General features: G+C 62.0%; 22 protein-coding genes. 14 read left to right on the top strand and 8 right to left on the bottom strand.

Going from position 1 to position 24,601, the window contains the following annotated elements:
* Positions 1-60 precede the first annotated feature (60 nt).
* Positions 61-954 carry a 5-deoxy-glucuronate isomerase gene (gene iolB, locus KCX59_RS10935; protein ID WP_179018367.1) on the bottom strand — a complete coding sequence of 298 codons (894 nt, stop codon included), beginning with the start codon at positions 952-954 and terminating at the stop codon, positions 61-63.
* Between the two features lie 46 nt (positions 955-1,000).
* Positions 1,001-1,741: a GntR family transcriptional regulator gene (locus KCX59_RS10940; protein WP_017199821.1), complete on the bottom strand. Its 741-nt coding sequence runs from the start codon at positions 1,739-1,741 to the stop codon at positions 1,001-1,003.
* A gap of 168 nt (positions 1,742-1,909) precedes the next feature.
* Between KCX59_RS10940 and KCX59_RS10945 the strand changes: the two genes are divergently transcribed.
* From KCX59_RS10945 to KCX59_RS10965, 5 genes are all read left to right on the top strand, one after another.
* Entirely contained in the window at positions 1,910-2,335 is a 426-nt protein-coding gene (locus tag KCX59_RS10945) for a ChaB family protein (protein ID WP_179018369.1), read from the top strand.
* Between the two features lie 150 nt (positions 2,336-2,485).
* Positions 2,486-3,508 (top strand): 3-oxoacyl-ACP synthase III, encoded by a 1,023-nt coding sequence (locus KCX59_RS10950; protein WP_091467199.1) that lies wholly within the window; start codon positions 2,486-2,488, stop codon positions 3,506-3,508.
* Entirely contained in the window at positions 3,502-6,210 is a 2,709-nt protein-coding gene (locus KCX59_RS10955) for an alpha/beta fold hydrolase (RefSeq protein WP_179018371.1), read from the top strand. The genes KCX59_RS10950 and KCX59_RS10955 overlap by 7 nt, the downstream gene beginning before the upstream one ends.
* Complete coding sequence (locus tag KCX59_RS10960) at positions 6,207-7,187, top strand: NAD-dependent epimerase/dehydratase family protein (RefSeq protein WP_179018373.1); 981 nt, start codon at positions 6,207-6,209, stop codon at positions 7,185-7,187. Before KCX59_RS10955 ends, KCX59_RS10960 begins: the two co-directional genes overlap by 4 nt.
* Positions 7,188-7,325: 138 nt before the next feature.
* Complete coding sequence (locus KCX59_RS10965; RefSeq protein ID WP_091467204.1) at positions 7,326-8,798, top strand: APC family permease; 1,473 nt, start codon at positions 7,326-7,328, stop codon at positions 8,796-8,798.
* Between the two features lie 7 nt (positions 8,799-8,805).
* Here the strand turns inward: KCX59_RS10965 and KCX59_RS10970 are convergent, their stop codons facing one another.
* The gene (locus KCX59_RS10970) at positions 8,806-9,618 is read right to left on the bottom strand and encodes an MBL fold metallo-hydrolase (protein WP_179018375.1); all 813 of its coding nucleotides are present in this window, start codon (positions 9,616-9,618) and stop codon (positions 8,806-8,808) included.
* Between the two features lie 120 nt (positions 9,619-9,738).
* Here KCX59_RS10970 and KCX59_RS10975 point away from each other — a divergent pair, with 120 nt between their 5' ends.
* On the top strand, positions 9,739-9,945 hold the full coding sequence (locus KCX59_RS10975) for a DUF2945 domain-containing protein (RefSeq protein WP_091467208.1): 207 nt from the start codon (positions 9,739-9,741) through the stop codon (positions 9,943-9,945).
* Positions 9,946-9,949: 4 nt separating this feature from the next.
* A complete protein-coding gene (locus tag KCX59_RS10980; protein ID WP_178993868.1) occupies positions 9,950-11,146 on the top strand; it encodes an NAD(P)/FAD-dependent oxidoreductase in 1,197 nt (398 codons plus the stop codon).
* A 67-nt stretch (positions 11,147-11,213) separates the two neighbouring features.
* Here the strand turns inward: KCX59_RS10980 and KCX59_RS10985 are convergent, their stop codons facing one another.
* Together KCX59_RS10985 and KCX59_RS10990 are read right to left on the bottom strand one after the other, a co-directional pair.
* On the bottom strand, positions 11,214-11,417 hold the full coding sequence (locus KCX59_RS10985) for a cold-shock protein (protein WP_014921815.1): 204 nt from the start codon (positions 11,415-11,417) through the stop codon (positions 11,214-11,216).
* A gap of 211 nt (positions 11,418-11,628) precedes the next feature.
* A complete protein-coding gene (locus tag KCX59_RS10990) occupies positions 11,629-12,831 on the bottom strand; it encodes a cation:proton antiporter (RefSeq protein WP_179018377.1) in 1,203 nt (400 codons plus the stop codon).
* A gap of 210 nt (positions 12,832-13,041) precedes the next feature.
* On the opposite strand from KCX59_RS10990, the gene KCX59_RS10995 reads away from it, so the two are divergent.
* On the top strand, positions 13,042-13,650 hold the full coding sequence (locus tag KCX59_RS10995; RefSeq protein ID WP_179018379.1) for a dihydrofolate reductase family protein: 609 nt from the start codon (positions 13,042-13,044) through the stop codon (positions 13,648-13,650).
* A 27-nt stretch (positions 13,651-13,677) separates the two neighbouring features.
* On the opposite strand, the gene ligD is transcribed toward KCX59_RS10995, so the two are convergent.
* Entirely contained in the window at positions 13,678-14,922 is a 1,245-nt protein-coding gene (gene ligD / locus KCX59_RS11000; RefSeq protein ID WP_178993863.1) for a non-homologous end-joining DNA ligase, read from the bottom strand.
* Positions 14,923-15,246: 324 nt separating this feature from the next.
* On the opposite strand from ligD, the gene KCX59_RS11005 reads away from it, so the two are divergent.
* Both KCX59_RS11005 and KCX59_RS11010 read left to right on the top strand, forming a co-directional pair.
* The gene (locus KCX59_RS11005) at positions 15,247-15,597 is read left to right on the top strand and encodes a DUF3846 domain-containing protein (protein ID WP_178993861.1); all 351 of its coding nucleotides are present in this window, start codon (positions 15,247-15,249) and stop codon (positions 15,595-15,597) included.
* Positions 15,598-15,684: 87 nt separating this feature from the next.
* Entirely contained in the window at positions 15,685-17,433 is a 1,749-nt protein-coding gene (locus KCX59_RS11010) for a pyruvate dehydrogenase (protein WP_179018381.1), read from the top strand.
* Here KCX59_RS11010 and uvrA read toward each other — a convergent pair whose 3' ends face one another.
* Positions 17,434-19,971 (bottom strand): excinuclease ABC subunit UvrA, encoded by a 2,538-nt coding sequence (gene uvrA / locus KCX59_RS11015; protein ID WP_179018383.1) that lies wholly within the window; start codon positions 19,969-19,971, stop codon positions 17,434-17,436.
* Positions 19,972-20,130: 159 nt separating this feature from the next.
* Between uvrA and KCX59_RS11020 the strand changes: the two genes are divergently transcribed.
* On the top strand, positions 20,131-21,669 hold the full coding sequence (locus tag KCX59_RS11020) for a hypothetical protein (RefSeq protein ID WP_370629220.1): 1,539 nt from the start codon (positions 20,131-20,133) through the stop codon (positions 21,667-21,669).
* Positions 21,670-21,773: 104 nt separating this feature from the next.
* Complete coding sequence (locus tag KCX59_RS11025) at positions 21,774-22,190, top strand: nuclear transport factor 2 family protein (protein WP_256870606.1); 417 nt, start codon at positions 21,774-21,776, stop codon at positions 22,188-22,190.
* Between the two features lie 28 nt (positions 22,191-22,218).
* Here the strand turns inward: KCX59_RS11025 and arfB are convergent, their stop codons facing one another.
* Positions 22,219-22,638: an alternative ribosome rescue aminoacyl-tRNA hydrolase ArfB gene (gene arfB, locus KCX59_RS11030; protein ID WP_178993853.1), complete on the bottom strand. Its 420-nt coding sequence runs from the start codon at positions 22,636-22,638 to the stop codon at positions 22,219-22,221.
* A gap of 104 nt (positions 22,639-22,742) precedes the next feature.
* On the opposite strand from arfB, the gene KCX59_RS11035 reads away from it, so the two are divergent.
* Both KCX59_RS11035 and KCX59_RS11040 read left to right on the top strand, forming a co-directional pair.
* Positions 22,743-23,567: an ABC transporter ATP-binding protein gene (locus KCX59_RS11035; RefSeq protein ID WP_179018385.1), complete on the top strand. Its 825-nt coding sequence runs from the start codon at positions 22,743-22,745 to the stop codon at positions 23,565-23,567.
* 45 nt (positions 23,568-23,612) lie between these two features.
* Positions 23,613-24,593: an iron-siderophore ABC transporter substrate-binding protein gene (locus KCX59_RS11040; RefSeq protein ID WP_370629221.1), complete on the top strand. Its 981-nt coding sequence runs from the start codon at positions 23,613-23,615 to the stop codon at positions 24,591-24,593.
* Positions 24,594-24,601: the final 8 nt, after the last annotated feature.

A 24,601-nucleotide genomic window follows, 5' to 3' on the forward strand; every position in this document is an offset into this window, starting at 1 on the left:
CAGAAGTGCCCCTTCTTCGGATCTGTTGGATGCGAAGGAGGGGCACTTTCATGCTTGAAACTAGGCGCCGAACGGCAGCCGCGCGTCGATGTCCTGGCCTTCCCAGCTCTGCCGTACCCAACCATGGTGGGGGTCGTCGCTGATCAACCATTCGCGAACGGGCCCAGGGCCCGCCATGACGTTCAGGTAGTACAAGTCGTAGCCCGGTGCTGCCATGGCGGGGCCGTGCCAACCATAGGGGACCAGGACGACGTCGCCGGTCCTGACTTCGGCGGAAACGTCGATGGGACGCTCGTCCGAGGCGTAGACCCGTTGGTAGCCGATTGCGTCCGCGTCTGCCGGTGCACCTGAGCCGACGGCTACCTGTGTCTCGAAGTAATAGATCTCTTCAAGGTGGGTTTCGCCGTCCTTTTCCTCATCGTGCTTGTGTGGGGGATAGGAGGACCAGTTCCCGGCGGGAGTAATGACCTCGCACACGATAAAGCGGTCGGCCTCCAGTGCTGCCGGAGTGCCGAAGTTGTGTACCTGCCGCGAACAGTTACCGGCGCCCCGGAGTTCCACGGGCGTCTCGGCAGCAGTGACGAGGCGGGTCGGGTAGGCGGTGTGCGCAGGGGCGGTTGCGATGGCAACACGCCCGCCGTCTGCCGAGCTGATGCTGACGGACTTTCCGGTACCGGAGTACAGGATGTCGCTGGGGCCGTGGAACACGGAGGCCCGGCCTTCAAGGGCATGATCGACGCCGTCGACGGTTACGGTGAAGGTGCCGCTGAGGGGCACCACAATGCGTTCCTCACCAACAGCAGGAAGCTCGACGGCGGCGCCCGCCGGAATGGTGGCGACCTTGAGGCCCGTGTGTTCCCAGCCATCAATGGCAATGGTGGAATCAGAAGTGCCGAGCGAGATGTCCCACACGCCGTCGGCGGCGGAACCCAAGGGGTAAACCCAATTCGTCATGGAAGGGGAGTCCTTTGTATTAGCTGTACTAGTTGTTTTGGCCTAATCAGCGCTGTACGAGTGTCATTTCAAAGCTGTAGGAATCGGCGCGGTAGACGTGGTGGCCGGTTTCCACATGCCGGCCGGTGTCGTCCACAGCCGTGCGTTCCATGGTGACCAAGGCGGAATTGACTTCGGTCTCAAGGAGTGGTGCCTGGTAGTCATTGGCGATCATGGCGCCGATACGTTGCGTGGCCAGACGGAAGTTGACGCCGCCACGGCGCAGGATTGAGTAGAGTCCCTCTGCCGCAAGCATGGCTTCGTCCATGGTGGCGATGTCATCCCGCACCCAGTTCTCCATCAGGGCCAGTGGTTTGCCCCCAACTTTACGAAGACGCGTGAAGTGGTAGACCTTGGAGCCAGCGGGCAGCTCAAGCGCCGCGAGGGTGGCGGCGTCGGCTTCCTCGTGGGAAAAGCTGAGCACTGTAGTTGTGGGCTTCTTGCCATTATTGGTGAGATCGTCAAAAAGGCTGGAAAGTTCCAAGGGTCGACGGACCTGGCTGGATACCACTTGGGTACCTACCCCGCGTTTGCGAACCAGGAGACCGGAGCGGACCAACTCGTCCATGGCCTTACGCATGGTTGGCCTGGACAGGTTGAGCTGGGCTGCGAGGTCGATTTCGTTCTCAAGGCGACTGCCGGGTTCCAATACTCCGCTGTGGATGGCGGCCTCGATACCCTGTACAACTTGGTGGTAGAGAGGCACAGGAGAAGAGCGGTCGATGTTAAGACCAAGTTTTGTAACCACTGGAATACCCCGGGTTTCAGGCGCAACCTCTTGCCTCCTGGCGGATGCTCAAGGTATGTAGCCATTTGTTCGCTTGATAGGACATACTTTCTCCCTCGATGGTAGCAGTCAACTTTCGATGGTCAAATGGTTTATGTCAGAGCACAAAACGTCGGGAGGATGAGTGCCATGCCGAAGACCGGAAAAAACGATCACGCCCGCAAGGGTGAGTTGCCGTCCACCTTGCAGCGCTCGGACCAGAAGGCCCAGGACACTTTTGCCAAGACCTACGATTCGGCCATGGAGTCCTATGACAATGACCCGAGTCGGGCTGCCCGCACGGCTTTTGCGGCTCTGAAGCACAGTTACGAAAAGGTGGGCGACCACTGGGAGCCCAAAGAGGAACGCGGACCTTCCGATGCCCACGCCGAGGAGGGCGTGGATTCAGCCAAACCCACGGCCGGGGGTGTGGATGCCAATGCCTCCAAAGAGCACCTCTACCAGCGGGCGCGGGAATTGAATATCAAGGGCCGCTCGAAAATGGCCAAGAACGAGCTGGTGGAAGCGCTGCAGAAGGCCAACGACGCCGCGACGCGAAAGGCTCGGGAAGGCTAGCCTCCGGTCATCCCGCCTGGTCTTGGGTCGGTCCGACATATGCCAAATATGCAGGAACCGGTTCACACCGGCATAGTTAACGTCTTGGGGTTGCACTTTATGGGTACAGTCACCGCATGAAGGCAGGACAGAAACGAACAGGGGCTTAACTTGGCAGGGAATGCGACCTTCCGGCACAGCAACACCGCGCTGCTCTCGGTGAGCAGCGTCGAGGCTCCGAGGATAGTGAGCTCCACGGATTTCGACCGGAGATTGGCTTCGACCCTGCAGCGGCTGAAGTTTCCACCACGATTGCTCGAGCGCGTTGCCGGCATCACGCACCGCCGCTGGTGGGCGGCAGGGACATCGTTCGATGACGCTGCGGTGGAGGCGGGCGCAAAAGCCCTGGCTGAAGCCGGCGTCGAAGCCTCGGAAATCGGCTTGCTGATCAACACCTCGGTTACCAGGCGCAACCTTGAGCCGTCCGTGGCGGTCAAAATCCACCACGAACTCGGCCTGCCGTCGTCGGCCATGAACTTTGACTTGGCCAACGCCTGCCTCGGATTCGTGAACGGCTTGATCCTGGCGGCCAACATGATCGACTCGGGCCAGATCCGGTATGCGGTCATCGTCAACGGAGAGGACGCGCAGGGCACCCAAGAGGCTACGCTGGCGCGACTCCAGAGGCCTGAGACCACGCGCGAAGACTTCAACCGGGAGTTTGCCACGTTGACCCTCGGGTCCGGGGCCGCCGCGGCCGTCCTGGGTCCGGTGGACGAGCACCCGGGAGCGCACCGGCTTGTGGGCGGCGTGATGCGTGCCGGCACGGAACACCACGAATTGTGCGTTGGCGGTATCGATGGCATGTCCACCGACACCAAGGGCTTGCTCGACGGCGGCCTGCAGCTTGTGGTGGACGCTTGGCATGAAGCCCAGCCTGAATGGGACTGGGCCAGCATGGACCGCTACGTCACTCACCAGGTCAGCAACGCCTACACCCAGGCGATCATCAATGCCATCGACCTGGACCCGGACAAGGTTCCCATTACGTTCCCGCACTGGGGCAATGTGGGGCCAGCCTCGCTCCCCATGACGCTCGCCGCCCAGGCGCAGTCATTGACCTCGGGTGACCGGGTCCTGTGCATGGGCGTGGGCTCGGGACTGAATGCCGGAATGGTGGAAATCGTTTGGTAGCCACCAACTGGCCCGGTGTGGACCCGGAATGGTCGCGGACAATCCGTGTACTTTCCACGTCGGAGGTGGACGCGCCGGGCTCTGTTCGCCGCTGGCATGTGCTGGATAACGGTGCCCAGCTCGCACGCCGTGGCCTGACTCCGCTCGGGACTTTGCTGTGCGTGCATGGCAACCCCACTTGGTCTTATTTATGGCGGACGTTGTTGAGCGCAGGTGGAGACGCCGCCCATCCGTGGCGGGTCGTAGCTGTGGACCAGCTGGACATGGGCTATTCAGAGCGCACCGGAACATTCCGTCGCCTGGCTGACAGGATCAATGACCTGGGTGATCTCACAGATGCGCTGGGCCTGGAGGGGCCGGTTGTGACGGTGGGCCACGACTGGGGTGGCGTGATCAGCACAGGCTGGGCGCTGGAGCACCCTCAGCTCGTCAGGGGTGTGGTGCTGACTAATACTGCCGTCCATCAGCCCTCGGATTCGCCCATCCCGTCGGCACTGCGGCTCGCCTTGCACCCCGCCGTGCACCGGTGGGGCACCACGACGTCGGACGCCTTCCTGCGCGTGACGCACTCGCTGGCAACCCCGCCGCTGCCGGCGGACGTCGGAAGGGCTTTCATGGCCCCCTACCGCGGAGCCGGACGCCGGGCAGGGGTGGGGAATTTTGTTGCGGATATCCCCGCGGATGCGGGCCATCCCAGCTTCCCTGCGCTGACCCGTGTAGCGGAAGGCCTGCGCGGGCTGAAGGCGCCGGTCCTGATGCTCTGGGGCCCCAAGGATCCGATATTTTCCGATCGGTACCTCAAAGATCTCATCGGCCGGCTTCCGCACGCAGACGTCCATCGCTTCGAAGGAGCAGGACACCTCTTGCCGGAGGACCGGGACATTGCCACGCCTGTTTTTGACTGGCTTGCTGTACATGGTCCCGTCATCAGTGGCGACGATTCCCACGTGGCGGTTGCTACCGTCGGCGGAGAACCGGTCAAGGATGTGTCCGGAGAGAAGGATCCAGCGTTCCGTCCACTGTGGGACTCGCTGCGCGAGCTGGCTGCTGGTCCGGGAAAGCACGACATCGCTGTTGCCGAAATGTCGCCCGACGGCAGCGTGAGTCGGGCGCTCAGTTGGCAACAGCTGGACCGGAACATCCGCGATTTGGCCGATGGCCTGCGGGAAGTCGGTGTAGGGAGCGGTAGCCGTGTGAGCCTGATGGTCCCGCCCGGCACTGAGCTCACCGTGGCACTCTACGCCTGCCTGAAATTGGGTGCGGTAGTAGTGGTGGCCGACGCCGGACTGGGAACCAAAGGCATGAGCCGCGCCGTGAAGGGTGCCACTGCCGACTTCCTCATTGGCATCGACAAGGCACTTGCGGCAGCCTCGGTGCTCGGCTGGCCTGGGCGGCGCATCAGCGTGCAGGACCTCCCCGCCACCCGCCGTCGAATCCTGGGGGTTGAGACCTCGCTCGCGGCCTTGGGGCGGCGTGGAGCAACAGGCGACGCCGGGCGCGGCAGTGAGGTGCCAAGGACGAGTGTGGACCCGGCTGCCCCCGCCGCTGTCCTGTTCACCTCCGGCTCCACTGGCCCCGCTAAGGGCGTGCTGTATACCCACGGGCAGCTGGCCGCGATGCGGGATACGGTTGCCGCGACTTTTGGAATCCGTGCCGGTGCCCGCCTTGTAGCGGGGTTCGCCCCCTTTGCTTTACTGGGTCCGGCGCTCGGAGCAGTTTCGGTGACCCCGGCCATGGACGTTACTGCGCCCCGCACCTTGACTGCCCGGGCACTGGCAGACGCTGTCGCCGCCATCGACGCTACCGTGGTCTTCGCCTCGCCCGCAGCGTTGCGTAATGTCATTACTACCCGGGATGACCTGAGCGGGACAGGGCGCATTGCTCTTCAAAACATTGAGCTGCTCCTGTCCGCAGGCGCGCCCGTCCCTGAGCGGCTCCTGGCACAGGTGCAGCAGTTGATGCCCCAAGCGTCCCTGCATACTCCCTACGGGATGACGGAGGCGCTCCCGGTCACGGACATCAGCCTGGAAGAAATTCAAGCGGCGGAAGCCGACGCGGCTGCCGGGACCGTGATCGGAGCCGGGAACGGGGTTTGCGTGGGGAAGCCGGTACACGGAGCCGATCTGGCTGTTGTTCCGTTGGCGGCGGATGGAACCGCAACCGGATCGAACCTTGTGACAGAGGCGGGGGTCACCGGCGAAATCCTGGTCAGCGCGCCGCACGTCAAGGAGGCCTATGACAGGCTCTGGCTGACCCAACGGGAGAGTGCCGGCGTTACCGGATGGCACCGCACGGGCGACGTGGGACACTTCGACGCCGCTGGCCGACTGTGGGTGGAGGGACGCCTTGCCCATGTTGTGACGGCACCAGGGACCGTGGTGACGCCAGTCGGGGCAGAACAATCCATCGAACGCCTGGACGGCGTACGGGTGGCTGCCATCGCCGGGGTTGGACCGTCGGGAACCCAAGCGGTGGTTGCGGTGGTGGAGACCGCGCCTCCCGTCCCCAAAGCCGGCCCCGCCGGGCCGCAACTCGCGGGGCGTGTCCGACGAGCGGCCTCCGAAGCCGGGGTCGATGTCAGTGCCGTGCTGGTGGTCCCCGCGCAGCCCACCGACATCCGGCACAACGCCAAGATCGACAGGACCCGCCTGGCCCGCTGGGCTTCACGGGTGCTGGCTGGCGGACGTCCGGGAAAGCCATGAGGGTTCTGGTCACCGGTGCCAGCGGGCTCCTGGGAGGGGAGGTTGCACGGCAACTGCTTCGCCAAGGCCATGCCGTCGCAACCTTTCAGCGCCGCCCGTCGGGCGTGGACGGCGCGGAGGACTTCTGCGGTTCCATTGACGATGATGCGGCTCTCCGCGACGCAGTCGCCGGGGCAGAAGGAATCATCCACCTCGCCGCCAAAGTGTCCATCACAGGGCGCCCGGCCGAGTTTGAGGCAGTGAATGTGGAGGGAACCCGCCGGTTGCTCCATGAGGCCCGGACGGTGGGGGTGCGGGACGTCGTGTATGTTTCGTCTCCGTCGGTGGCCCACTCCGGCGCGGCCATCGTGGGATTGGGGGCGGAGCAGGCTGACCCACATCATGCGCGGGGCGATTATGCCCGCACCAAGGCCGCGGCAGAATTGCTGGCCCTCGCGGCGGATCGACCGGAGTTCCGGGTGGCAGCAGTGCGGCCCCACATTGTGTGGGGCCCCGGCGACACCCAGTTGGTGGAACGCGTCCTGGCTCGCGCCAGTCACCGTCGTCTGCCATTGCTCGACGCCGGCGCTGCCCTGATCGATACGACTTACGTGGACAACGCCGCTTCCGCCATCGTTGCTGCGCTGCACCGGATGGAGCACGTCCACGGCAAGGCCGTGGTGGTGAGCAATGGTGAGCCCCGACCCATCGGCGAGCTGCTGGCCGGCATCTGCTCAGCGGGTGGCGTGGCCCCGCCGTCGTGGTCTGTGCCGGGCGGTGCGGCACGGGCAGTCGGAGCAGTAGTGGAAAAACTCTGGACCTGGGCGGGGCGCAAAGAGGAACCGCCGATGACCAGGTTCCTCGCCGAACAGCTCTCCACCGCGCATTGGTTCGACCAGCGAGTTACCCGTGACCTCCTCGACTGGGCACCTGCTGTCTCGATTGATGAAGGACTGGCCAGGTTGGCCGAGTACTACGGTTCGAGTATCCGGCCATAGGGAAACAGGCCGGGATCGCAAGAGCGGTTCTGCCTTTTCACCGTATCAGTGTTGCCAAACCCTAACCGCAGGATCAAAGTGAGATAAATCAGATCACTTACATGGTCCGGGGGGCCGTGTACGGGCCGGGGGTGGACCATGAGCACCACGTCAGACAACGCCTTGGAAGCAACGCCTGCAGGTGAGGAACCAGAGCTAAAACGCGTGCTGGGACCCAAACTTCTCCTGCTCTTCATTGTCGGCGACATTCTTGGGGCCGGGGTCTATGCGGTTACCGGGACCATGGCAGGGACCGTTGGTGGCATCGTCTGGTTGCCCTTCCTGCTCGCCTTTGTCGTCGCCACCCTCACCGCGTTTTCCTACCTTGAGCTAGTGACGCAATACCCTCAGGCAGCAGGCGCCGCGCTTTATACGCATAAGGCCTTCGGGATCCATTTCGTCACGTTCCTCGTGGCGTTCGCTGTTGTTTGCTCCGGCATCACCAGCGCGTCGACTTCCGCCAATGTCCTTGCCCAGAACTTTTTTGGCGGTTTGGAAGTCAACGGCTGGATGGATGTGCCGGACCGTGGCGTGATCACCGCCGTGGCTTTGGGCTTCATGCTCCTGCTTGCGGTGATCAACCTGCGCGGCGTGGGGGAAAGCGTTAAGTTCAACGTCATACTCACCGCCGTTGAGGTGCTTGCACTGTGCGTGGTGATCGGGGTTGGCTTCTTCGTGATGGCCCAGGGAACCGGCAATGTCCAGGAGATCTTCGTTTTTACCGACTATCAGGACAAGGGGTTGTTCCTGGCGGTCACGGCAGCTACGTCCATTGCATTCTTTGCCATGGTGGGCTTCGAGGACTCCGTGAACATGGTTGAGGAAACCAGGAATCCGGAGCGGATTTTCCCCCGCACCATGTTGACTGGCCTCGGCATCGCAGTGATCCTCTACATGCTGGTGGCTGTGTCCGTGGTGAGTGTGCTGACCCCGGCAGAGCTGGGGGAGATCAGGGAAGCTGAAGGTGCGGCGCTCCTGGAAGTGGTGCACAAGGGATCACCTGATTTCCCCATCGACAAGATCTTTCCCTTCCTCGCCGTGTTCGCAGTGGCCAACACTGCGTTGATCAACATGTTGATGGCCAGCCGGCTGATTTATGGCATGGCACGCCAGCACGTTTTGCCCCGCTCCTTGGGAAGAGTATTGCCGGGTCGTCGTTCGCCATGGGCTGGCATCGCGTTCTCTACCGTCCTTGCCATGGGGCTGATTTGGTACGTCAGCATCGACCCCTCAAGCAACATCGTGGCCAATCTTTCCGGGACCACGGCGTTCCTGCTGCTGTGCGTGTTCACGCTGGTAAACGTCGCCTGCGTCGTCCTTCGCCGAAAGCGGGACCCCCACCGGAAGGTGTTCTTCACTTCCCCTGGACAACTGCCGTTGGTGGCAGCCGTACTGTGTGCCTTCCTCGCTGGTCCATGGGTGGGCAGGAACCCCGTCCAGTACCAAGTGGCTGGCGGCCTCATGGCCATCGGCGTGGTGCTGTGGTTCATCACCTGGCTGATCACCAGGAAAACCAACACCAGAGGGGGAGAACCAGCCCGAGCACAGGCGAATCAGCCACCGGAGGAATAACCCGGAATCAGGTCAGGTGGTCGAAGTCCCCCCGCGTCCATGCTGCGTGCCGTTGGGCCGAGTCGTGCAGTACGCCTTTCGCTCCGGAATCGATGACGTTGTTGAAGTTGCCGTAGATCCGGTCGAACGTCAGCATTTCCAGTTGAGCTGCAATACGTAATGCCACTGCGCCGGAGAGAGGTAAGCGATTGGGATAACTGCGCATGAAGGCGACCGTGCGACGATCGGGATTGGGAAACACGGTGTCGCCGGTCAGCAGTACCCCTTTGCCGCCGGCTCCTGCTGCCCAGTGCGCCACCGCACTGCCTGGGAAATGCCCACCCGTCTGGTGCAGGACCAATCCATCGGCGATTGTTGTGTTTCCAGACCAGTAGGTAACGCTTGGGTCGCTGCGACCGAGCCATTCGCGGTCGGCCTCCGCGATCAGGACCGGGACGTTGCCAAGACGGCGCGACCATTCCACCTGAACGCCGAACATGTGCGGGTGGCTGGCGGCGATAGCTGCAACGGGGCCGTGTTCGAGGACCGCTGCCACAGCGTTGTCATCGACGTAACCCACGGGATCCCACAGCAGCGAGCCCTTGGGCGTCACCACGAGCTGGGCAGTCTGCCCGATACCGGTTTTGGGCTCGGTGCTGACCGCTATGAGGCCGGGTTCATTTTGCTCCAGCACGATCTTCCGCCCGGCACCAGCCAGTTCGTCCAGAGTGAGCCACTGCTGTCCGTCCTCGGGCACGTATTGCCGTTCGTCGGCGCAGATGGGACAGACGTCCGGCGTAGGCTCGTCACGTTCAACGGCGCAGGTTGCGCAGATCAGCATCAGGAATCCTTTCCTCGGCACTTTGTATCCGGCAGCCCCGCCAGGTATCGCCAGATGATCATCATGCTTACTATTGTGGGGCAGTCGAAGTCGGAGAGGCACACCACACTAGGAGCGGACATGGCACTGAGCAAGGGAACACACGTGGAGTGGAACACCCCGCAGGGCAAGACGCACGGAAAGATCGTGGAAAAGAAAACTAGTGACTTTGTACTGGATGGCAACAAACATGTGGCCAGCGAGGACGAGCCGCAGTACGTAGTGGAGTCAGGGAAGACCGGTGCCAGGGCAGCGCACAAGGGCTCCGCATTGACTGAAAAGAGCTAGTGGCATGGCACCGCAACACGAGGTTGTCATCATCGGCGGCGGCAACGCAGGTGTGTCACTGGCTGCCCGCTTGAAGCGATATGGCGTCAAGGACATCGCCCTCATCGAGCCCAAGAAGCATCATCTGTACCAGCCCTTGTTCTCGCATATCGCCGGTGGCCGGGCCCAGGTCAAAGAAGCAGTCCGAAGCCAGGAGTCCGTGACGCCCAAGGGCGTCGCGTGGATCAAGGACAGGGCCGTCAACGTGGATGCAGGTGCCAACTCAGTGACGCTGGCGTCCGGTTCCACAGCGAGCTACGGACACCTTGTTGTGTGCCCGGGGCTGCAGTACGACTGGGATGCCGTGCCGGGGCTGTCTGAAGCGGTGCAATCGCCGTACGGTTCCTCTCATTACGAGTTCGAGCTTGCGCCGAAACTCTGGACCCTCTTGAGCACTATGAAGTCGGGCACCGTCATCTTCACCATGCCTTCGGGACCTGTGAAATGCGGCGGGGCCAGCCAGAAACCGATGTACTTGGCCTGTGACTACTGGAGGGAACAAGGCGTGCTGGAGAACATCCGGGTTGTCATGGTCCAGCCATATCCCACAGTTTTCGGAATTCCCGAGGTAGACCGGGAGCTTGACCGCAAGATTGCCGAGTACGGAATCGAACTGAGGACAAACAGCGAATTGGTGGCGGTGAATCCCGCCGGACGCACGGCCACTATCCGAAACAATGCGGACCACACGTCGGAGGACTTGCCATACGATGTCCTCAACGCCGTCCCTCCCCAGTCTGCACCGGATTGGCTCAAAACCACGGACTTGCCCGCAGTAGGGGACCAGTACGGTTTTGTGGAGGTGGACACGCAGACGCTGCGCCACCCCAGATACCCCAATGTCTGGTCACTGGGCGACGCTGCCGGAACCACTAACTCCAAAGCCGGCGGGGCGCTGCGAAAGCAGACCAAGGTTCTGGCAAAAAATCTGGTCTCGGCCCGCAAAGGCGAACCGCTCAGCCAAAAGTACAACGGTTACTCCGTATGTCCGTTCACCGTGTCGCGGAGCACCGTGGTATTCGCCGAGTTCGACCCCCAATACCGGCCCATGCCAACCATCCCAAAGGTTCCCACCTGGAAGGAAAACAGGCTCTCCTGGTGGGTGGACCGTGATATGTTCCCGCAGGTTTACTGGCACCTGATCCTCAAAGGCCGCGCGTAGGACGCCAAGAGACCGGTCCGGCCTATTGGCCGGACCGGTCTCTGTTAGTGAATCTGGTGTTGTGAACCTAGGCGGGCTGGATGTTCTCCGCCTGTGGACCTTTGGGACCCTGCGTGATATCGAATTGGACCTTCTGGTTCTCCTCCAGCGAGCGGTATCCGCTCGACGTAATCGCTGAGTAGTGAGCAAACACGTCGGGGCCTCCATCGTCCGGGGCGATGAATCCGAAACCCTTTTCAGCGTTAAACCATTTAACTGTTCCTGTTGCCATGCCTTTATTTCCTTCACCCGGTCGCTGGTCGGTCCCGCTGGTCGGTTTGCCGTCCCTGCCACTCACGATACGAGCCTATGGGCCGGTTCCGCTTGGGGCAACACATTTGCGGAGACGCGTAGGCGTCGGTGGGAAGAACGTCCGACGGCGGGAGGGCGCCGTCGTCTGCTTGTTGCCTTTGCCGGGGCTGCTTCAGGGCAGCCGGGTTGGGTCACGCTTTCGGTGGGAGCAGCGTACGGTCTGCTGTTTCTGTGCGGCCTAGTGCGCGAAGTGCCAGCAGCGGAAACAGGAGTACCGAGAGCATCCCTGCGCCTACGAGTGCCGAGGAAATTCCACTGCTGATAAACCCATGCTCCCGGCCGATGGTTGTCACGGCAACGATGATTGGCAAAGCTGTGGCCCCGAACAGCATGAGGGCCCGTTTGTCAGCTCGGGTGGAGCCGGGAGGCGCGGCGAGCAATGACGGGAGGCCTCGGATGATCAGCAATAGGGCAAGGAACAGCGGGACCATGGCCAGGGTCACGGGACTGGAGGTCAAAGCGCCCAGATCGAAATCAATGCCGGTATCGATGAAGAAGATGGGGACCAGGAAGCCAAACGCGACGGCGTCGATCTTCGTCTCAATGACCTTCCGGTCCACTTCAGGAGCGCGCGCGATGGTGACTTTCCAGAGGACCCCGGCGGCGAAGGCACCGAGCAGCATATCGAGTCCCAGGACCATGCTGAGCACTACCAGCCCGCTAAGAATCAACAGGATGGAACGCATGGCGAATTGGCTGCTGGTATGCAGTGTGGCTGTGACTTGTGCATGGAACAACGTGTGCCGCGCCTGGGAAGCAAGATAGATTGCCACACCAGTCAGGAGAACGAAGCCGAGCAGGACACCTGATGCCACGCCCAGTTGTTTGCCACTGAAGAACAGCGAGATAGCAATCAACGGTCCAAACTCGCCGGCCGCACCCAAGGCGGTTACGGCCACACCGATCGGCGACTTGGAAGCGCCGGCGTCCCGGAGGATAGGCAGCAAAGCGCCTAAAGCCGTGGAGCACAAGGCAACTCCGATAATCACGGCGCCCTCCGGTGAGGGGACCAGGACGAAACCGGCCCCAACGCCTGCGGCCAGGGAAATGACCCAGCCTGCGGATGCGCGGTAAATGGGACGGCCGCGGATTGCCGTGAAATCGATCTCGTTGCCCGCTACGAAAAACAACATGGCCAGTCCGAAGTCAGCCAGAGTATCCGTGAAAGCGGCGGATTGGACCCACCCCAGGAGGCTGGGACCGAACAGGATGCCAAGAACAATTTCAAAGACAACGATCGGCACTTTGACCCAACGGTCAAGGAGCCGGGTGGCAATCGGTGCTGCCACAGCCAGGACGGCGATAAGGACCAGTGACGTGGACAAGCCTTGCATCGGCAGTGCCTCCGGTACCTCGGCTGCTTCAAGGAAAAGTACTCCAAAGCTACCGCCAGCTCTCCCCGTGCGCCAGAAGTCCTTCGCCGAAAGTCCTGGCCCTGAACCACCGGATCCGGGTTCCGCAGGGAACGGTGAAGCAGCATACTGATTCGAGGAAGACGCCACAGCACCGCGGCATCCGGCCGGGGCCAGAAGAAGGAGTGCACCGTGGGAATCCTCACCGCTAACCTGTTCGTTACGCTTGACGGCGTCTACCAGGCACCCGGTGGCCCTGAAGAAGACAGGGGCGGTGGCTTCGAATTCGGAGGCTGGCAGGCAGCGTATTTTGACGACGAGACAGGCGAAGCCATCGGGGCGGGGATTGACCGCATGGACGCCTTGTTGCTTGGACGAAAAACCTACGACATCTTTGCGGGGTTCTGGCCGCATCAGGAAGACCACATCGGTGAGACGTTCAACGCCTTGCCAAAGTTTGTCGTCTCACAAACACTGACCCGCCCGGAATGGGAAGGCACCACTGCACTTGCGGAAGTCTCGGAGCTGTCTGAAGTGAAGGAGCGGTTCCTGGATATCCACATGTTCGGCAGCGGACACCTTATTCGCTCGCTCCTGGAGGCTGACCTTCTCGACCGACTCAACCTTTTCCTTTACCCGCTCACCTTCGGCTCGGGAAAGCGGTTGTTTGCCGAAGGATCGGGAGTCCCGGCGGCATTCCGTTTTGCGCAACCACCGCGGGCGTTCCCGAAAGGAGCGGTACTGCTCTCCTACGAGCGTGCCGGTGCGCCGATTACGGGCATCACCATCGGTCAGGACTAGCCGTGCGTCTTCAGGTTTTGGGCAGCGTCAGGAAGCTGGCCGGCCGGGCCATTCCTTACCCGCCCACGGGTCATAATCTGCGATGAGTTTCTCTTGGGGCGGGCGCCTGTCTTCAGGGATGTGCTGAAGGTTTACCCGCACCCGATACCACAGGGAACTCGATCCCCGCATCCCGTCGACGAGGACGTCGGCAGGGTGCAGCAGGGAAACAACGTCAGCGTACCGGGCCTTCCACTCATCGAGTGCTGCCTCGGCCTCGGGCCTGGTCTTGGTGCGGGCCACCTCGATCAGCGGCATCGTTGACATCCGGCGACCCGAGCCGTCGCCGCTCCTGGGCGCCTTCTCGGCCGGGCCCAGCTTGGCAGCCAGCGAAAGAAGCCCATCCAGCGAGCCGGCCTCGTCGTCGATTCCCGCGTGGGGGTCGCCAAGATCCGAGAAACGCTCGGGTACTGAGTGGACTGTGAACTGTTCCGGGCGGGCGGAGCGCACCTCATTCCACGTGAGCGGGGTAGAGACGCGGGCGTCGGGACGGGAACGGACAGAGTAAGCCGAAGCTACGGTGCGGTCCTTGGCGTTCTGGTTGAAGTCAACGAATACGCTCTCCCCACGCTCTTCCTTCCACCATTTGGCGGTTGCCAGCCCGGGAGCACGGTTTTCCACTTCACGGGCAAGGGTCTCGGCGGCGAGCCGCACATCGCGATAAGACCACTGCGGTGCTATTCGGACCAGGATATGGAGCCCCCGGGAGCCGCTTGTCTTTGGCCACCCCACCAACCCGACATCATCCAGGACATCCTGTGCAACGTACGCGGTGTCCACAATCCGGGACCAGTCGACGCCGGGCATAGGGTCCAAATCCACCCGCAGTTCGTCCGGATGGTCAAGATCCTCCGCGCGTACAGGGTGCGGGTTGAGGTCCAAGCATCCGAGATTTACCACCCACGCCAAGCCTGCGGCATCGCGGATGACCGTCTCCTCGGCGGAGGTGCCGGACGAGTAGTGGAGAGTCGCTGTGTCAATGAAGTCAGGATGGTTTTCAGGGACGCGCTTCTGGAAGAACGGTTCTGCGTCGATGCCCTTGGGAAAGCGCTTGAGCACCATCGGACGGCCGCCGGCACCGCGTAGGGCCCCCTCTGCCACTGCGAGGTAGTAGTTCACCAGATCGAGCTTCGTCAGCCCAGGCTCGGGAAACACCACCTTGTCCGGATTGGAGATGCGGACCTCGCTGCCGGCAATGTCGAGGATCTCGGCCGGGGACTTCGACGGGTTCATGCGGCCACGCTAGCAACCAACAGCCCTCCCAGCCAGAGACACGTTCAACGAAAAGGCATAAAAGGACTCCAACCTGGAGAAAAAATTCTGCAACTGGCTTTAAAAATATAAGTAGGTATGGTGTTGTCATAACGAAAATATATAGGAGTCCAAAATGTCCGGTAAATCACCCAGCGGTGCCAGGTCGAAGAAGACAGGGAAGACTATTCTGGAAAAGCGGGCCGAAAAGAGGGCAAAAGCTGATGGCAGCAAAGACCTTTTTTCCAAACCGAGGAAAAACCAGCGGTAGGGCGGCCACCAGCAGCAGAAACGGAAATTCAAAAAATGCGGCAATTGGTCTCTGCGCTCATTATTCCTGCGCGCCTCAATGAGCAAATTCGAGTGGAACGCATTGAGGCCGCCATGGCAATACAACAGTCACTCGTGGAGGGAAATGTTGAAGCAATTTCCGGCCGTGGCTGGCACGTTCTTTTGAACGACCAGGCAATTCACATTCCTTTGCCTCTGAACCCGCGTGCCGAGGTCTTGATACGGGAAGCGGGCACTCCAATGGACGGCACCGTCAGTGGCACTGCCGTTTTCCTCGGTCACGGCAGCAGCGGGACCGCCGCGGACGTGCCGAGTCATCTGTTGAGTCTGGCAGAGCGCCTGTTCGAGACCCGGCTGGCAGCTTAAGCAGCGGGCCTTCACAGGTGGGGACGGGACGGGCCGACTATATTGGCCCTGTCAGCCCAACACCAGCATTGAGGGAGCCTGCACACTATGGCCAAGGAACTTGCCACCCAACTCATCGAACAACTCCAGGCTGCCGGGGTGCAGCGGATCTACGGAATCGTTGGCGACAGCTTGAATCCAATTGTGGACGCCGTCCGGCAAACTGGAGGCTCCAAGAAGGGCGGCATCGACTGGATCCATGTGCGCCATGAGGAGGCGGCCGCATTTGCTGCCGCTGCAGAGGCTCAGTTGACGGGAAAATTGGCGGTCTGCGCGGGCTCATGCGGACCCGGAAATCTGCACCTGATCAATGGGCTGTACGACGCCAACCGCACCGGAGCCCCGGTGCTTGCCATCGCTTCGCACATCCCCAGCAAGCAGATTGGCAGCGGATTCTTCCAGGAAACTCATCCGGACCGGCTCTTCAACGAGTGCTCCGTGTATTCGGAGATGATTAGTACGGCCGAGCAAGCACCGCGGGTCATGCACAGCGCCATCCAGAACGCTGTAGGCCTCGGGGGAGTCGCAGTTGTCACCCTTCCCGGCGACATCGCCGGGCTTGAAGCTACGGCACCGACCCCATTGCCGGCCGCCTTCCGTCCGGCGGCCCTGGTGCCTGATCCAGCCGGCGTCAGGGAACTCGCTGACGCCATTAACGACGCCGGTAAGGTGGCTATTTTCGCCGGTGCCGGCGTCGAAGGCTCGCATGACGAGCTGATCGCCCTGGCAGAATTGATAAACGCACCAATAGGCCACTCCCTGAGGGGTAAGGACTTCGTCCAGTACGACAACCCTTTTGACATCGGAATGACCGGGCTGCTCGGTTATGGAGCTGCGGCCGAGGGTATTGAAGACGCGGATCTGCTGATCCTGCTCGGCACTGACTTTCCCTACGACCAGTTCCTGCCGGACACCCGCACGGCCCAGGTTGACAGGGCCCCACAGCGGCTGGGGAGGCGGACCGACGTCGACATCGCAGTCCATGGCGACGTACGCCCCACCTTGACGGCTTTGCTGCCTTTGGTGACGCCAAAGAAGAGCCGACGTTTCCTTGACCAGATGCTGAAGAAGCATGACCGCCTGATGAACAAAGCCGTGGGCGCCTACACGCGCAAAGTAGAGAAAAAGCAGCCCATCCACCCCGAATACGCGGCCTCGCTCTTGGACCAGGTTGCAGCGGAAGACGCCATCTTCACGGCCGACACCGGCATGTGCAACGTCTGGACTGCGCGTTACATCAACCCGCTGGGCACCCGTCGGCTGATCGGCTCGTTCCTCCACGGATCCATGGCGAACGCCCTTCCGCACGCCATTGGTGCGCAGGTGGCCTACCCCGGGCGACAGGTGGTTTCCGTGTCAGGCGACGGCGGCCTATCCATGTTGATGGGCGAACTCATTACAGTTGCCGCACACAAGCTACCCGTGAACGTGGTGGTGTTCAACAACTCCACGTTGGGCATGGTCAAGCTTGAAATGTTGGTAGACGGGCTACCCGACTTCGGAGTGGACGTGCCGGACGCGAATTACGCAGCGGTGGCCAAAGCCCTGGGTTTCCATGCCGTGCGCGTCACGGATCCGGCGGACATCGAGGCAGCGTACCGGGCAGCGTTTGCGCACCCCGGCCCGTCCTTGGTGGAGCTCATCACCGACCCCAATGCCCTGTCCATCCCGCCGAAAATTTCGGGGTCGCAGGTTATTGGATTCGCTACAGCCATGTCCAAGGTGGTTCTTAACCGCGGTGCCGGGGAGGCTGTCAGCATGGCGCGAAGCAACCTGCGGAACATTCCTCGGCGGTAGTTACCGCCGCCGGGTAACAGCAGCGAGGTAGGGCGCTGTCCGGCTTGTTCGGGAACGCGCGACGACGGCTGGCGGGCCTGCGACCATGATCTCGCCGCCGGCGTCGCCACCGCCGGGACCCAAATCGATCACCCAGTCGGCGCCTGCTACGACGTCCATCTCATGTTCCACCACGATCACCGTGTTTCCGGCGTCCACCAGCTTGTGCAACTGGGCCATCAGGAGTTGGACGTCGGCCGGGTGTAATCCAGTAGTAGGCTCATCCAGCAAATAAAGGGTGTGGCCACGCTGGATGCGCTGCAGCTCGGTGGCGAGTTTGATGCGCTGGGCCTCGCCGCCGGAAAGCTCGGTGGCCGGCTGGCCCAGGCGGAGGTATCCCAGGCCCACCTCGCGAAGGGTTTGGAGACTGCGGGCAACGCCGGGAAGATCAGCCAGGAATTCGGAAGCCGCGTTCACTGTCATGCCCAGGACGTCGGCAATATTGTGTCCACGGTAGGTGACTTCCAGGGTTTCGGGATTGAACCGCGAACCGTGGCATTCGGGGCAGGGCCCGTAACTCCCGGGGAGGAACAGTAGTTCCACTGCCACGAACCCTTCTCCGAGGCAAGTCTCGCAACGGCCACCAGCCACATTGAAGGAGAACCGGCCAGCCCCGAAGCCACGGGCACGGGCTTCCTCAGTGGCTGCGAACTCCTTCCGGACTCCGTCAAAGAGCCCGGTGTAGGTGGCCAGGTTGGAGCGAGGGGTCCGCCCGATGGGCTTCTGGTCCACCTTGACGAGCCGGTCGAGCTGGTGGAGCCCGGATACCAGGCCCACAGTGTTCGCCTCGTGCGCAGCGTCTGCTTCGGGGTGCAGCTCGGCCCCGACAACCTCGGCGAGAACGTGGCTGACCAGGGAAGACTTACCCGAGCCGGACACGCCAGTCACCGCCGTGAGCACGCCTAACGGGAACTCAGCCTCCAAGTCCCGAAGGTTGTGACGGTTAATGTTCTGAAGCTTGAGCCACTCCTTCGGCTGGCGGGGTTCTTTTGGTGGACGGGTCTCTTTGGGTGGATTCGGGTTGTGGCTGTCAGGGAACAGGAACGGCCGCGTGATGGAATCCTGTACGTCAGCAAGTCCTGCCACGGGACCGCTGTACAGGACCTGCCCTCCGCCATCGCCCGCGCGGGGTCCGACATCGACAAGCCAATCGGCTGCCTTAACGAAGTCCATGTTGTGCTCCACCACGAACACAGAGTTGCCTGAGCTCTTGAGCTGGTCCAGCACAGCGAGGAGCGGCTCGGCGTCGGCCGGGTGCAGTCCTGCAGATGGTTCATCAAGCACGTATATGACGCCGAAAAGCCCGGAACGCAGCTGGGTGGCGATCCTGAGGCGTTGCATCTCGCCGGGAGAGAGCGTTGGTGTTGGACGACCCAGCGCGAGGTAACCCAGGCCCAGATCCAAAAGTACCGTGACCCGGTTTAGTAGGTCGCGGGTAATGGCGACGGCCACCTCGTTGGTTTCACCGGAGGTCCCGGTCCGTGAGGCTGTGCCGGCGGCCGTCAATTCCGTGGTGGGGCGGATGATGTTGGCCAGGTCGGTCATCGGCAGCGCGTTGAGCTCAGCGATGGTCTTGCCCGCGAAGGTCACAGCCAGTGCTTCCGGCCGGAGCCCGCTGCCGCCACATTGCGGGCAGCGCCCGCTTTCCATGAAGCGCAGCACCCTGTCACGCATCGTGGTGCTTTTCGAGTCTGCAAGGGTGTGGAGCACATAGCTTTTGGCGCTCCAGAACCGGCCCTTGTAGGGCTTGGCGACGCGGTCCCGTTGCGGCGTTACTTCCACTACGGGCTGTTCTTCGGTGAAGAGGATCCAGTCGCGGTCCTTCCTGGGGAGCTTCCTCCATGGCGTGTCGACGTCGTAACCAAGATGCGTGAGGATGTCGCGGAGATTCTTGCCTTGCCAAGCCCCGGGCCACGCGGCTATGGCACCCTCACGGATGCTGAGGGACGGGTCGGGAACCAAGGACTCTTCCGTGACCGTGTGGGCGACTCCCAGTCCGTGGCACTCGGGGCAAGCACCGGCGGAAGTGTTGGGGGAGAAGGCGTCGGAGTCCAATGGCCGCGCCCCTTCCGGATAGCTCCCGGCTCGTGAGAAGAGCATTCGCAGGGAATTGGACAGCGTAGTCAGTGTGCCAACGCTGGAACGGGCGGTTGCCGTGCCGCGGCGCTGTTGGAGGGCGACGGCGGGTGGCAGCCCTGTGATCGCTTCCACCTTGGGATTGTGGCCCTGTTGGATGAGGCGCCGCGCGTACGGGGCCACGGACTCGAAGTAGCGGCGCTGGGCTTCGGCAAAGATCGTGCCGAACGCCAGGGACGATTTCCCGGATCCTGAAACTCCTGTGAAGGCGACAATTGCATCACGGGGCACGTCCACGTCCACGTTACGGAGGTTGTTCTCGCGGGCTCCTCGGACCCTGACGAACCCATCCTCAGTGTCGGCAGACTGTGCTGACCCTTGGGTGGAAGCTTGGTGCCGGGCAATTGTCAGTTTGCTGTCCATTGGAACGACTCTATCTGGCGCCAGTAACCAACGCGATTCGCTGTGGCCATGTGGGGAACTTGCCGGGCGGTCCCATAACCTTTTGTCCGGGGGCGTTCGCGCTGCCTTGAAAGTTTCATTGTGAATCTTTCGCTTGATTGTCTCGTTGGGGGAAGACTCGTGATCAGAAAAATAGTGTCCGCCTGGTTCCTCGCGGCAACTCTGGCGGCGTCGTCACTGGTGTTCGCGGTTCCAGCAGAGGCGGGCCCGCAGGTGTACAACCCCTGTCAGCGGCTCAGTGCCGGGCAGGTGAAGTTCCCGTCATACGCGGCCAATCGTGTCACGTTCGCCACTGCGACAGACCGCTCACAGTCGGCTGTTGTCATCACGGGTTGTGTACGGGCGGGGAGCGGGTACGCACAGGAGTGGCAAACCACCGGGTTCGCCGGTTCCAATGGGTTCTCGGCGCAGAATCTGGCGTGGGAAGACACTTGGAAGTCTCCCACCGGAAGCTTCAGTTTCACGGAGGCCTTGGGCCGGTCCAATCCGGGGACCGCTTTGAAGTACTACACAGTGAATCCCAGTTCCCGCTGGGGAGGTGAACATGGACCCACCTATAACCAATATTTTGAGGGGCCAGGCGGCGAATCGGACGAGAACCTTTGGACATATATGAACCAAGGATTCTATGAGCAGGCCGCGGTGATCAACTGGAACCGATACCCGGACATGCCCACTGTCCAAGGGGCGTCCTATGCCATCTTCTTCCACGCCGGCAACGTTCCGAGCGCTGGCTGCATTTCAACGCACTTGGGGACCGTAACCCAACTCCTGAGGACCAACCGGCCCGGTGACCGCATCATCATGGGCGCCGTGGACGACGTCTTTACTCCCTACAGCAGCTCACCGTTCGGGGCAATCACCAACAAATATGCAGCAATCGGGGGGCCCGCCTACGCCGGTGATCCCATCAGCAACGAGATGTATGGCCTCAAAAATGGTGGAGCCGGCCAAGCTTTCCAATATGGCTCCATCTATCACTCGCCACTGTCCGGTACCTTCTTCAGCACAGGAGTGATGCGCGGCAAGTGGGGTTCAACAGGCTATGAAAACGGATTCCTTGGTTACCCGGCGTCCGATGAGATACGGATGACCCGGGGAGCCTTGGGCCAGGCATATCAGAACGGATCCATCTACTGGGGCGGCAGCACAGGGGTGCACATCAGTATGGGTGCCATCCGTGCTGCGTGGGGTGCCGCCGGGTACGAAAGAGGCTATCTCGGCTACCCAACCACGGATGAGATATCCGGCATGGCCAAAGGCGGCATCGGTCAAGCATACGAAGGTGGCTCGATCTACTTCACGCCGGCAACCGGAGCGCACGTCAGTACAGGCTTGATCCGCCGCAAATGGGCCTCCCTCGGCTATGAGGCGGGGATTCTGGGGTACCCGGTCACGGACGAAATCCGAGGCATGGTGAACGGTGGCGTCGGACAGGCGTACGAAAACGGGGCCATCTACTACTCGCCTGCCAGCGGCGCACACCTCAGCATGGGTGCGATTCGCAACCTCTGGGCCCAGCACGGGTTTGAGAAGGGCAAGCTCGGTTACCCGATCTCCGATGAGTACGTTTCAGCCGGCACCGTCATGCAGGACTACCAGGGAGGTAGCATCAGCTGGTTCGGTTCGAGTGGCAAGGTCAGCTTCAGATCCAGCTAACCCATGTCGCCCTGGAGAAGCCGACGCGTCGCCTGATCAAGAAAACCTGAACCGGCGACAGTAAGCCATGGCGCAATCCGGTCCCCAAGAGGACAATGCCGATCATGGCTGGACAAATAGTCAATGAACAAGGCGTCAATGAACAGGACGCCAACGAAGAAATAGTCAAGCGGCTGATCGACTGCATCAACGATCGCCACATCGAAGTCATGGATGAGCTCTTCCACGACGACGCCGTGATGCATTGGCCCCAATCCGGGGAAGTGGTACGCGGCGCCGGGAATCGCAGGGGAATCTACAACGCTTTTCCGCAGCTGCCCACCATCACACCCCGGCGCCTGCTCAGCGGTGGGAACCTGGTGGTGGCTGAGGCGCTGCTGGACTACGGCGGACCCGCCTATGAAACAGTCTTCATCTTCGAATTTCGCGATGGAAGGATAGCCAAGGAGACTGCCTACTGGAGTGAGGCATTCCAGGCCCCGGAGTGGCGTTCGCAGTGGGTCGAAATCAGTAGTACTTAGTCACGTTCGCCCGAAGGAACGCCCGGGGCTACTCGGCGGCAGGTCGACGTCGTTGTTGTTTGGTGGCAGACCTGAGTTCTTTTGCCACCCGGTGGCGCCTGGCGGAACCCCGGGTGGGTTTTGAGGCACGGCGGACGGACTCGGGGACGAGGCCTGCTTTTATCAGATCAGCGAGCTTGGCCATGGCGATCTCGCGATTACGCAGCTGGGATCGTTCCTCGGATGCGGTCACAGTGATGGTACCGCCGACGAGTTTTCGCCCCAGGCGTTTGAGCAGCAGCGACCGCTGCTCATCTGTCAGGGTGGCAGAACCGGTAACGTTCCACATCAATTCGGCCCGACTGTCCGTGGTGTTGACGTGTTGACCGCCCGGTCCGGAGGAGCGGGAGAATCGCCAATTGAGTTCGGCGGCGGGGATCGTCAGCGAAGGGGAGACTTCCAGGTCCATGGAACAAGCCTTGCACGTCGCTGACTCCAACCCAGTCAGGCCTGGGCTGAGTTTCTCTGACACGTTTTCGGAAATTAGGTAAGCCTAAGCTAATCTTTCATTTTGTGATTGAACTGACTGAACTCTCGGGGCTCGAGGCCACTGACCTGGTCCTCCGTTATGGGGACAAGGACGTGGTCCATGGCGCAGGGCTCCGCTTGGAGCCGGGGCGCATAGTTGCCTTGGTAGGCCCGAACGGCAGTGGCAAGTCCACCCTGCTTCGTGCGCTGGCCCGGTTGCACGAGGCTTCTTCCGGCACCGTAACGGTCAAACCTGCCGACGGCGAAGTGTCAGATGCGTTGATGATGAAGCGCAGTGATTTCGCCAGGCACGTGACGTTGCTTTCGCAAAGCCGGCCGGTGCCGCACGGCCTCAGCGTCCGTGACGTCGTCGAGTTCGGGCGCCATCCCTACCGCGGACGGTGGCGCGCTGGCGATCCTGAGGGGCCGGCCGCCGTCGACCGCGCCATGGAGCTGACCGGTGTGGCGGAGCTCGCCAGCCGGGGCGTCCATGAACTTTCGGGCGGGCAACTGCAACGGGTGTGGCTGGCAAGCTGCCTTGCGCAGGACACCTCGGTGCTGCTGCTCGATGAACCAACCAACCACTTGGACCTCCGCTACAAAGTGGAGATCTTCGATCTCGTCTACGACCTCGCCCGCATCCATGGTGTTGCAATTGGCGTGGTTCTGCACGACCTCGACGAGGCAGCCGCACTTGCCGATCATGTGGTGGTTCTGTCGGAAGGGCGGATCGCGGCCGCCGGACCGGCGCACGAGGCACTCGATGCGGAGCTCCTCAGTGACGTCTACTCAATTCCCATTGTTACCCACACTGATCCGCTCACCGGCAGGCTGCGCACCCGCGCTGTAGGCCGGCACAGCGACAGCTGACACCCCCTCATCAACGTAAGCCCCCCCAACACGAAAGGGACCCCTGTGTCCATGAAGATCCATAAAGCCCTGGCCGCCACCGCTGCCTTGGCGGTCCTGCTCACTGGTTGCGGAACCACGGAAGGCCCCGCGAGCTCCGCTTCGAACAGTGCCGGTGCAGTAGAAGCCATCACCCTGACCGACGCCCGCGGCACCGAGGTCAAGCTCGATAGCCCCGCCAAGCGCGTGGTCGGCACCGAATGGAACGTGGTGGAGAACTTGACGACCCTCGGCGTTATGCCGGTAGGGGTTGCGGACGTCAAGGGTTACAGCGCTTGGGTCACGGCCGGCAAGCTGGACAGCACGCCCACCGACATCGGAACACGCAACGAGCCCAGCTTTGACACCATCGCCTCCCTCGATCCGGACTTGATCGTTGCCACCACCGACCTCACCGAGCCCGTGATCAAGCAGCTCGAAGAGCTGGCTCCCGTCGTTGTGGTGAAGTCCGCGGATGGCAGCCGCCAGATCGCGCAGGCCGAGGACAATTTGAAGCTCGTCGCCAAGGCAACCGGCACCGAGAAGAAAGCTGATGAGGCCATCGCAGCGTTCGACGCCGCCGTTACCAAGGGCAAGGCCGATCTTGAAAAAGCCGGCCTGGGCGGGTCCCGCGTAGCGTTCGCAGACGGTTGGGTTGCTGATGGCAAGGTTTCCATCCGCCCGTTCACCAAGGGATCCCTGCTGGCTGATATCAACACCGAGCTGGGTCTCGTGAACCCGTGGACGGTTGAAGGCGACCCTGCCTACGGACTGGGCTCCACCGACGTCGAGGGCCTGACCGCCGTCAACGCCGACCATTTCGTCTACATCACCAACAGCGCCGATGGTGACTTCACCGAGCAGTTGACCGACAACGCAGTCTGGAAGTCGCTTCCGTTCGTGTCGGCCGGCAAGGTGCACCGCCTCTCTGACGGCATCTGGATGTTCGGTGGCCCAGCCTCGATGACCCAGTACGTCGACGCCATCGTCGCGTCCCTCACGAAGTAGTCCCACCC

Source organism: Paenarthrobacter nitroguajacolicus (assembly GCF_051027655.1).
GTDB lineage: Bacteria > Actinomycetota > Actinomycetes > Actinomycetales > Micrococcaceae > Arthrobacter > Arthrobacter nitroguajacolicus.

Excerpts from the sequence above, each read along its gene's own strand:
- uvrA (WP_179018383.1), bottom strand. The coding sequence starts at position 19,971 with ATGGACAGCAAACTGACAATTGCCCGGCACCAAGCTTCCACCCAAGGG.
- KCX59_RS11025 (WP_256870606.1), top strand. The coding sequence starts at position 21,774 with ATGGCTGGACAAATAGTCAATGAACAAGGCGTCAATGAACAGGACGCC.
- KCX59_RS11005 (WP_178993861.1), top strand. The coding sequence starts at position 15,247 with ATGCGGCAATTGGTCTCTGCGCTCATTATTCCTGCGCGCCTCAATGAG.
- KCX59_RS10960 (WP_179018373.1), top strand. The coding sequence starts at position 6,207 with ATGAGGGTTCTGGTCACCGGTGCCAGCGGGCTCCTGGGAGGGGAGGTT.
- KCX59_RS10965 (WP_091467204.1), top strand. The coding sequence starts at position 7,326 with ATGAGCACCACGTCAGACAACGCCTTGGAAGCAACGCCTGCAGGTGAG.
- iolB (WP_179018367.1), bottom strand. The coding sequence starts at position 954 with ATGACGAATTGGGTTTACCCCTTGGGTTCCGCCGCCGACGGCGTGTGG.
- KCX59_RS10980 (WP_178993868.1), top strand. The coding sequence starts at position 9,950 with ATGGCACCGCAACACGAGGTTGTCATCATCGGCGGCGGCAACGCAGGT.
- KCX59_RS10945 (WP_179018369.1), top strand. The coding sequence starts at position 1,910 with ATGCCGAAGACCGGAAAAAACGATCACGCCCGCAAGGGTGAGTTGCCG.
- KCX59_RS10975 (WP_091467208.1), top strand. The coding sequence starts at position 9,739 with ATGGCACTGAGCAAGGGAACACACGTGGAGTGGAACACCCCGCAGGGC.
- KCX59_RS10990 (WP_179018377.1), bottom strand. The coding sequence starts at position 12,831 with ATGCAAGGCTTGTCCACGTCACTGGTCCTTATCGCCGTCCTGGCTGTG.
- arfB (WP_178993853.1), bottom strand. The coding sequence starts at position 22,638 with ATGGACCTGGAAGTCTCCCCTTCGCTGACGATCCCCGCCGCCGAACTC.
- KCX59_RS11010 (WP_179018381.1), top strand. The coding sequence starts at position 15,685 with ATGGCCAAGGAACTTGCCACCCAACTCATCGAACAACTCCAGGCTGCC.
- KCX59_RS10970 (WP_179018375.1), bottom strand. The coding sequence starts at position 9,618 with ATGCTGATCTGCGCAACCTGCGCCGTTGAACGTGACGAGCCTACGCCG.
- ligD (WP_178993863.1), bottom strand. The coding sequence starts at position 14,922 with ATGAACCCGTCGAAGTCCCCGGCCGAGATCCTCGACATTGCCGGCAGC.
- KCX59_RS10985 (WP_014921815.1), bottom strand. The coding sequence starts at position 11,417 with ATGGCAACAGGAACAGTTAAATGGTTTAACGCTGAAAAGGGTTTCGGA.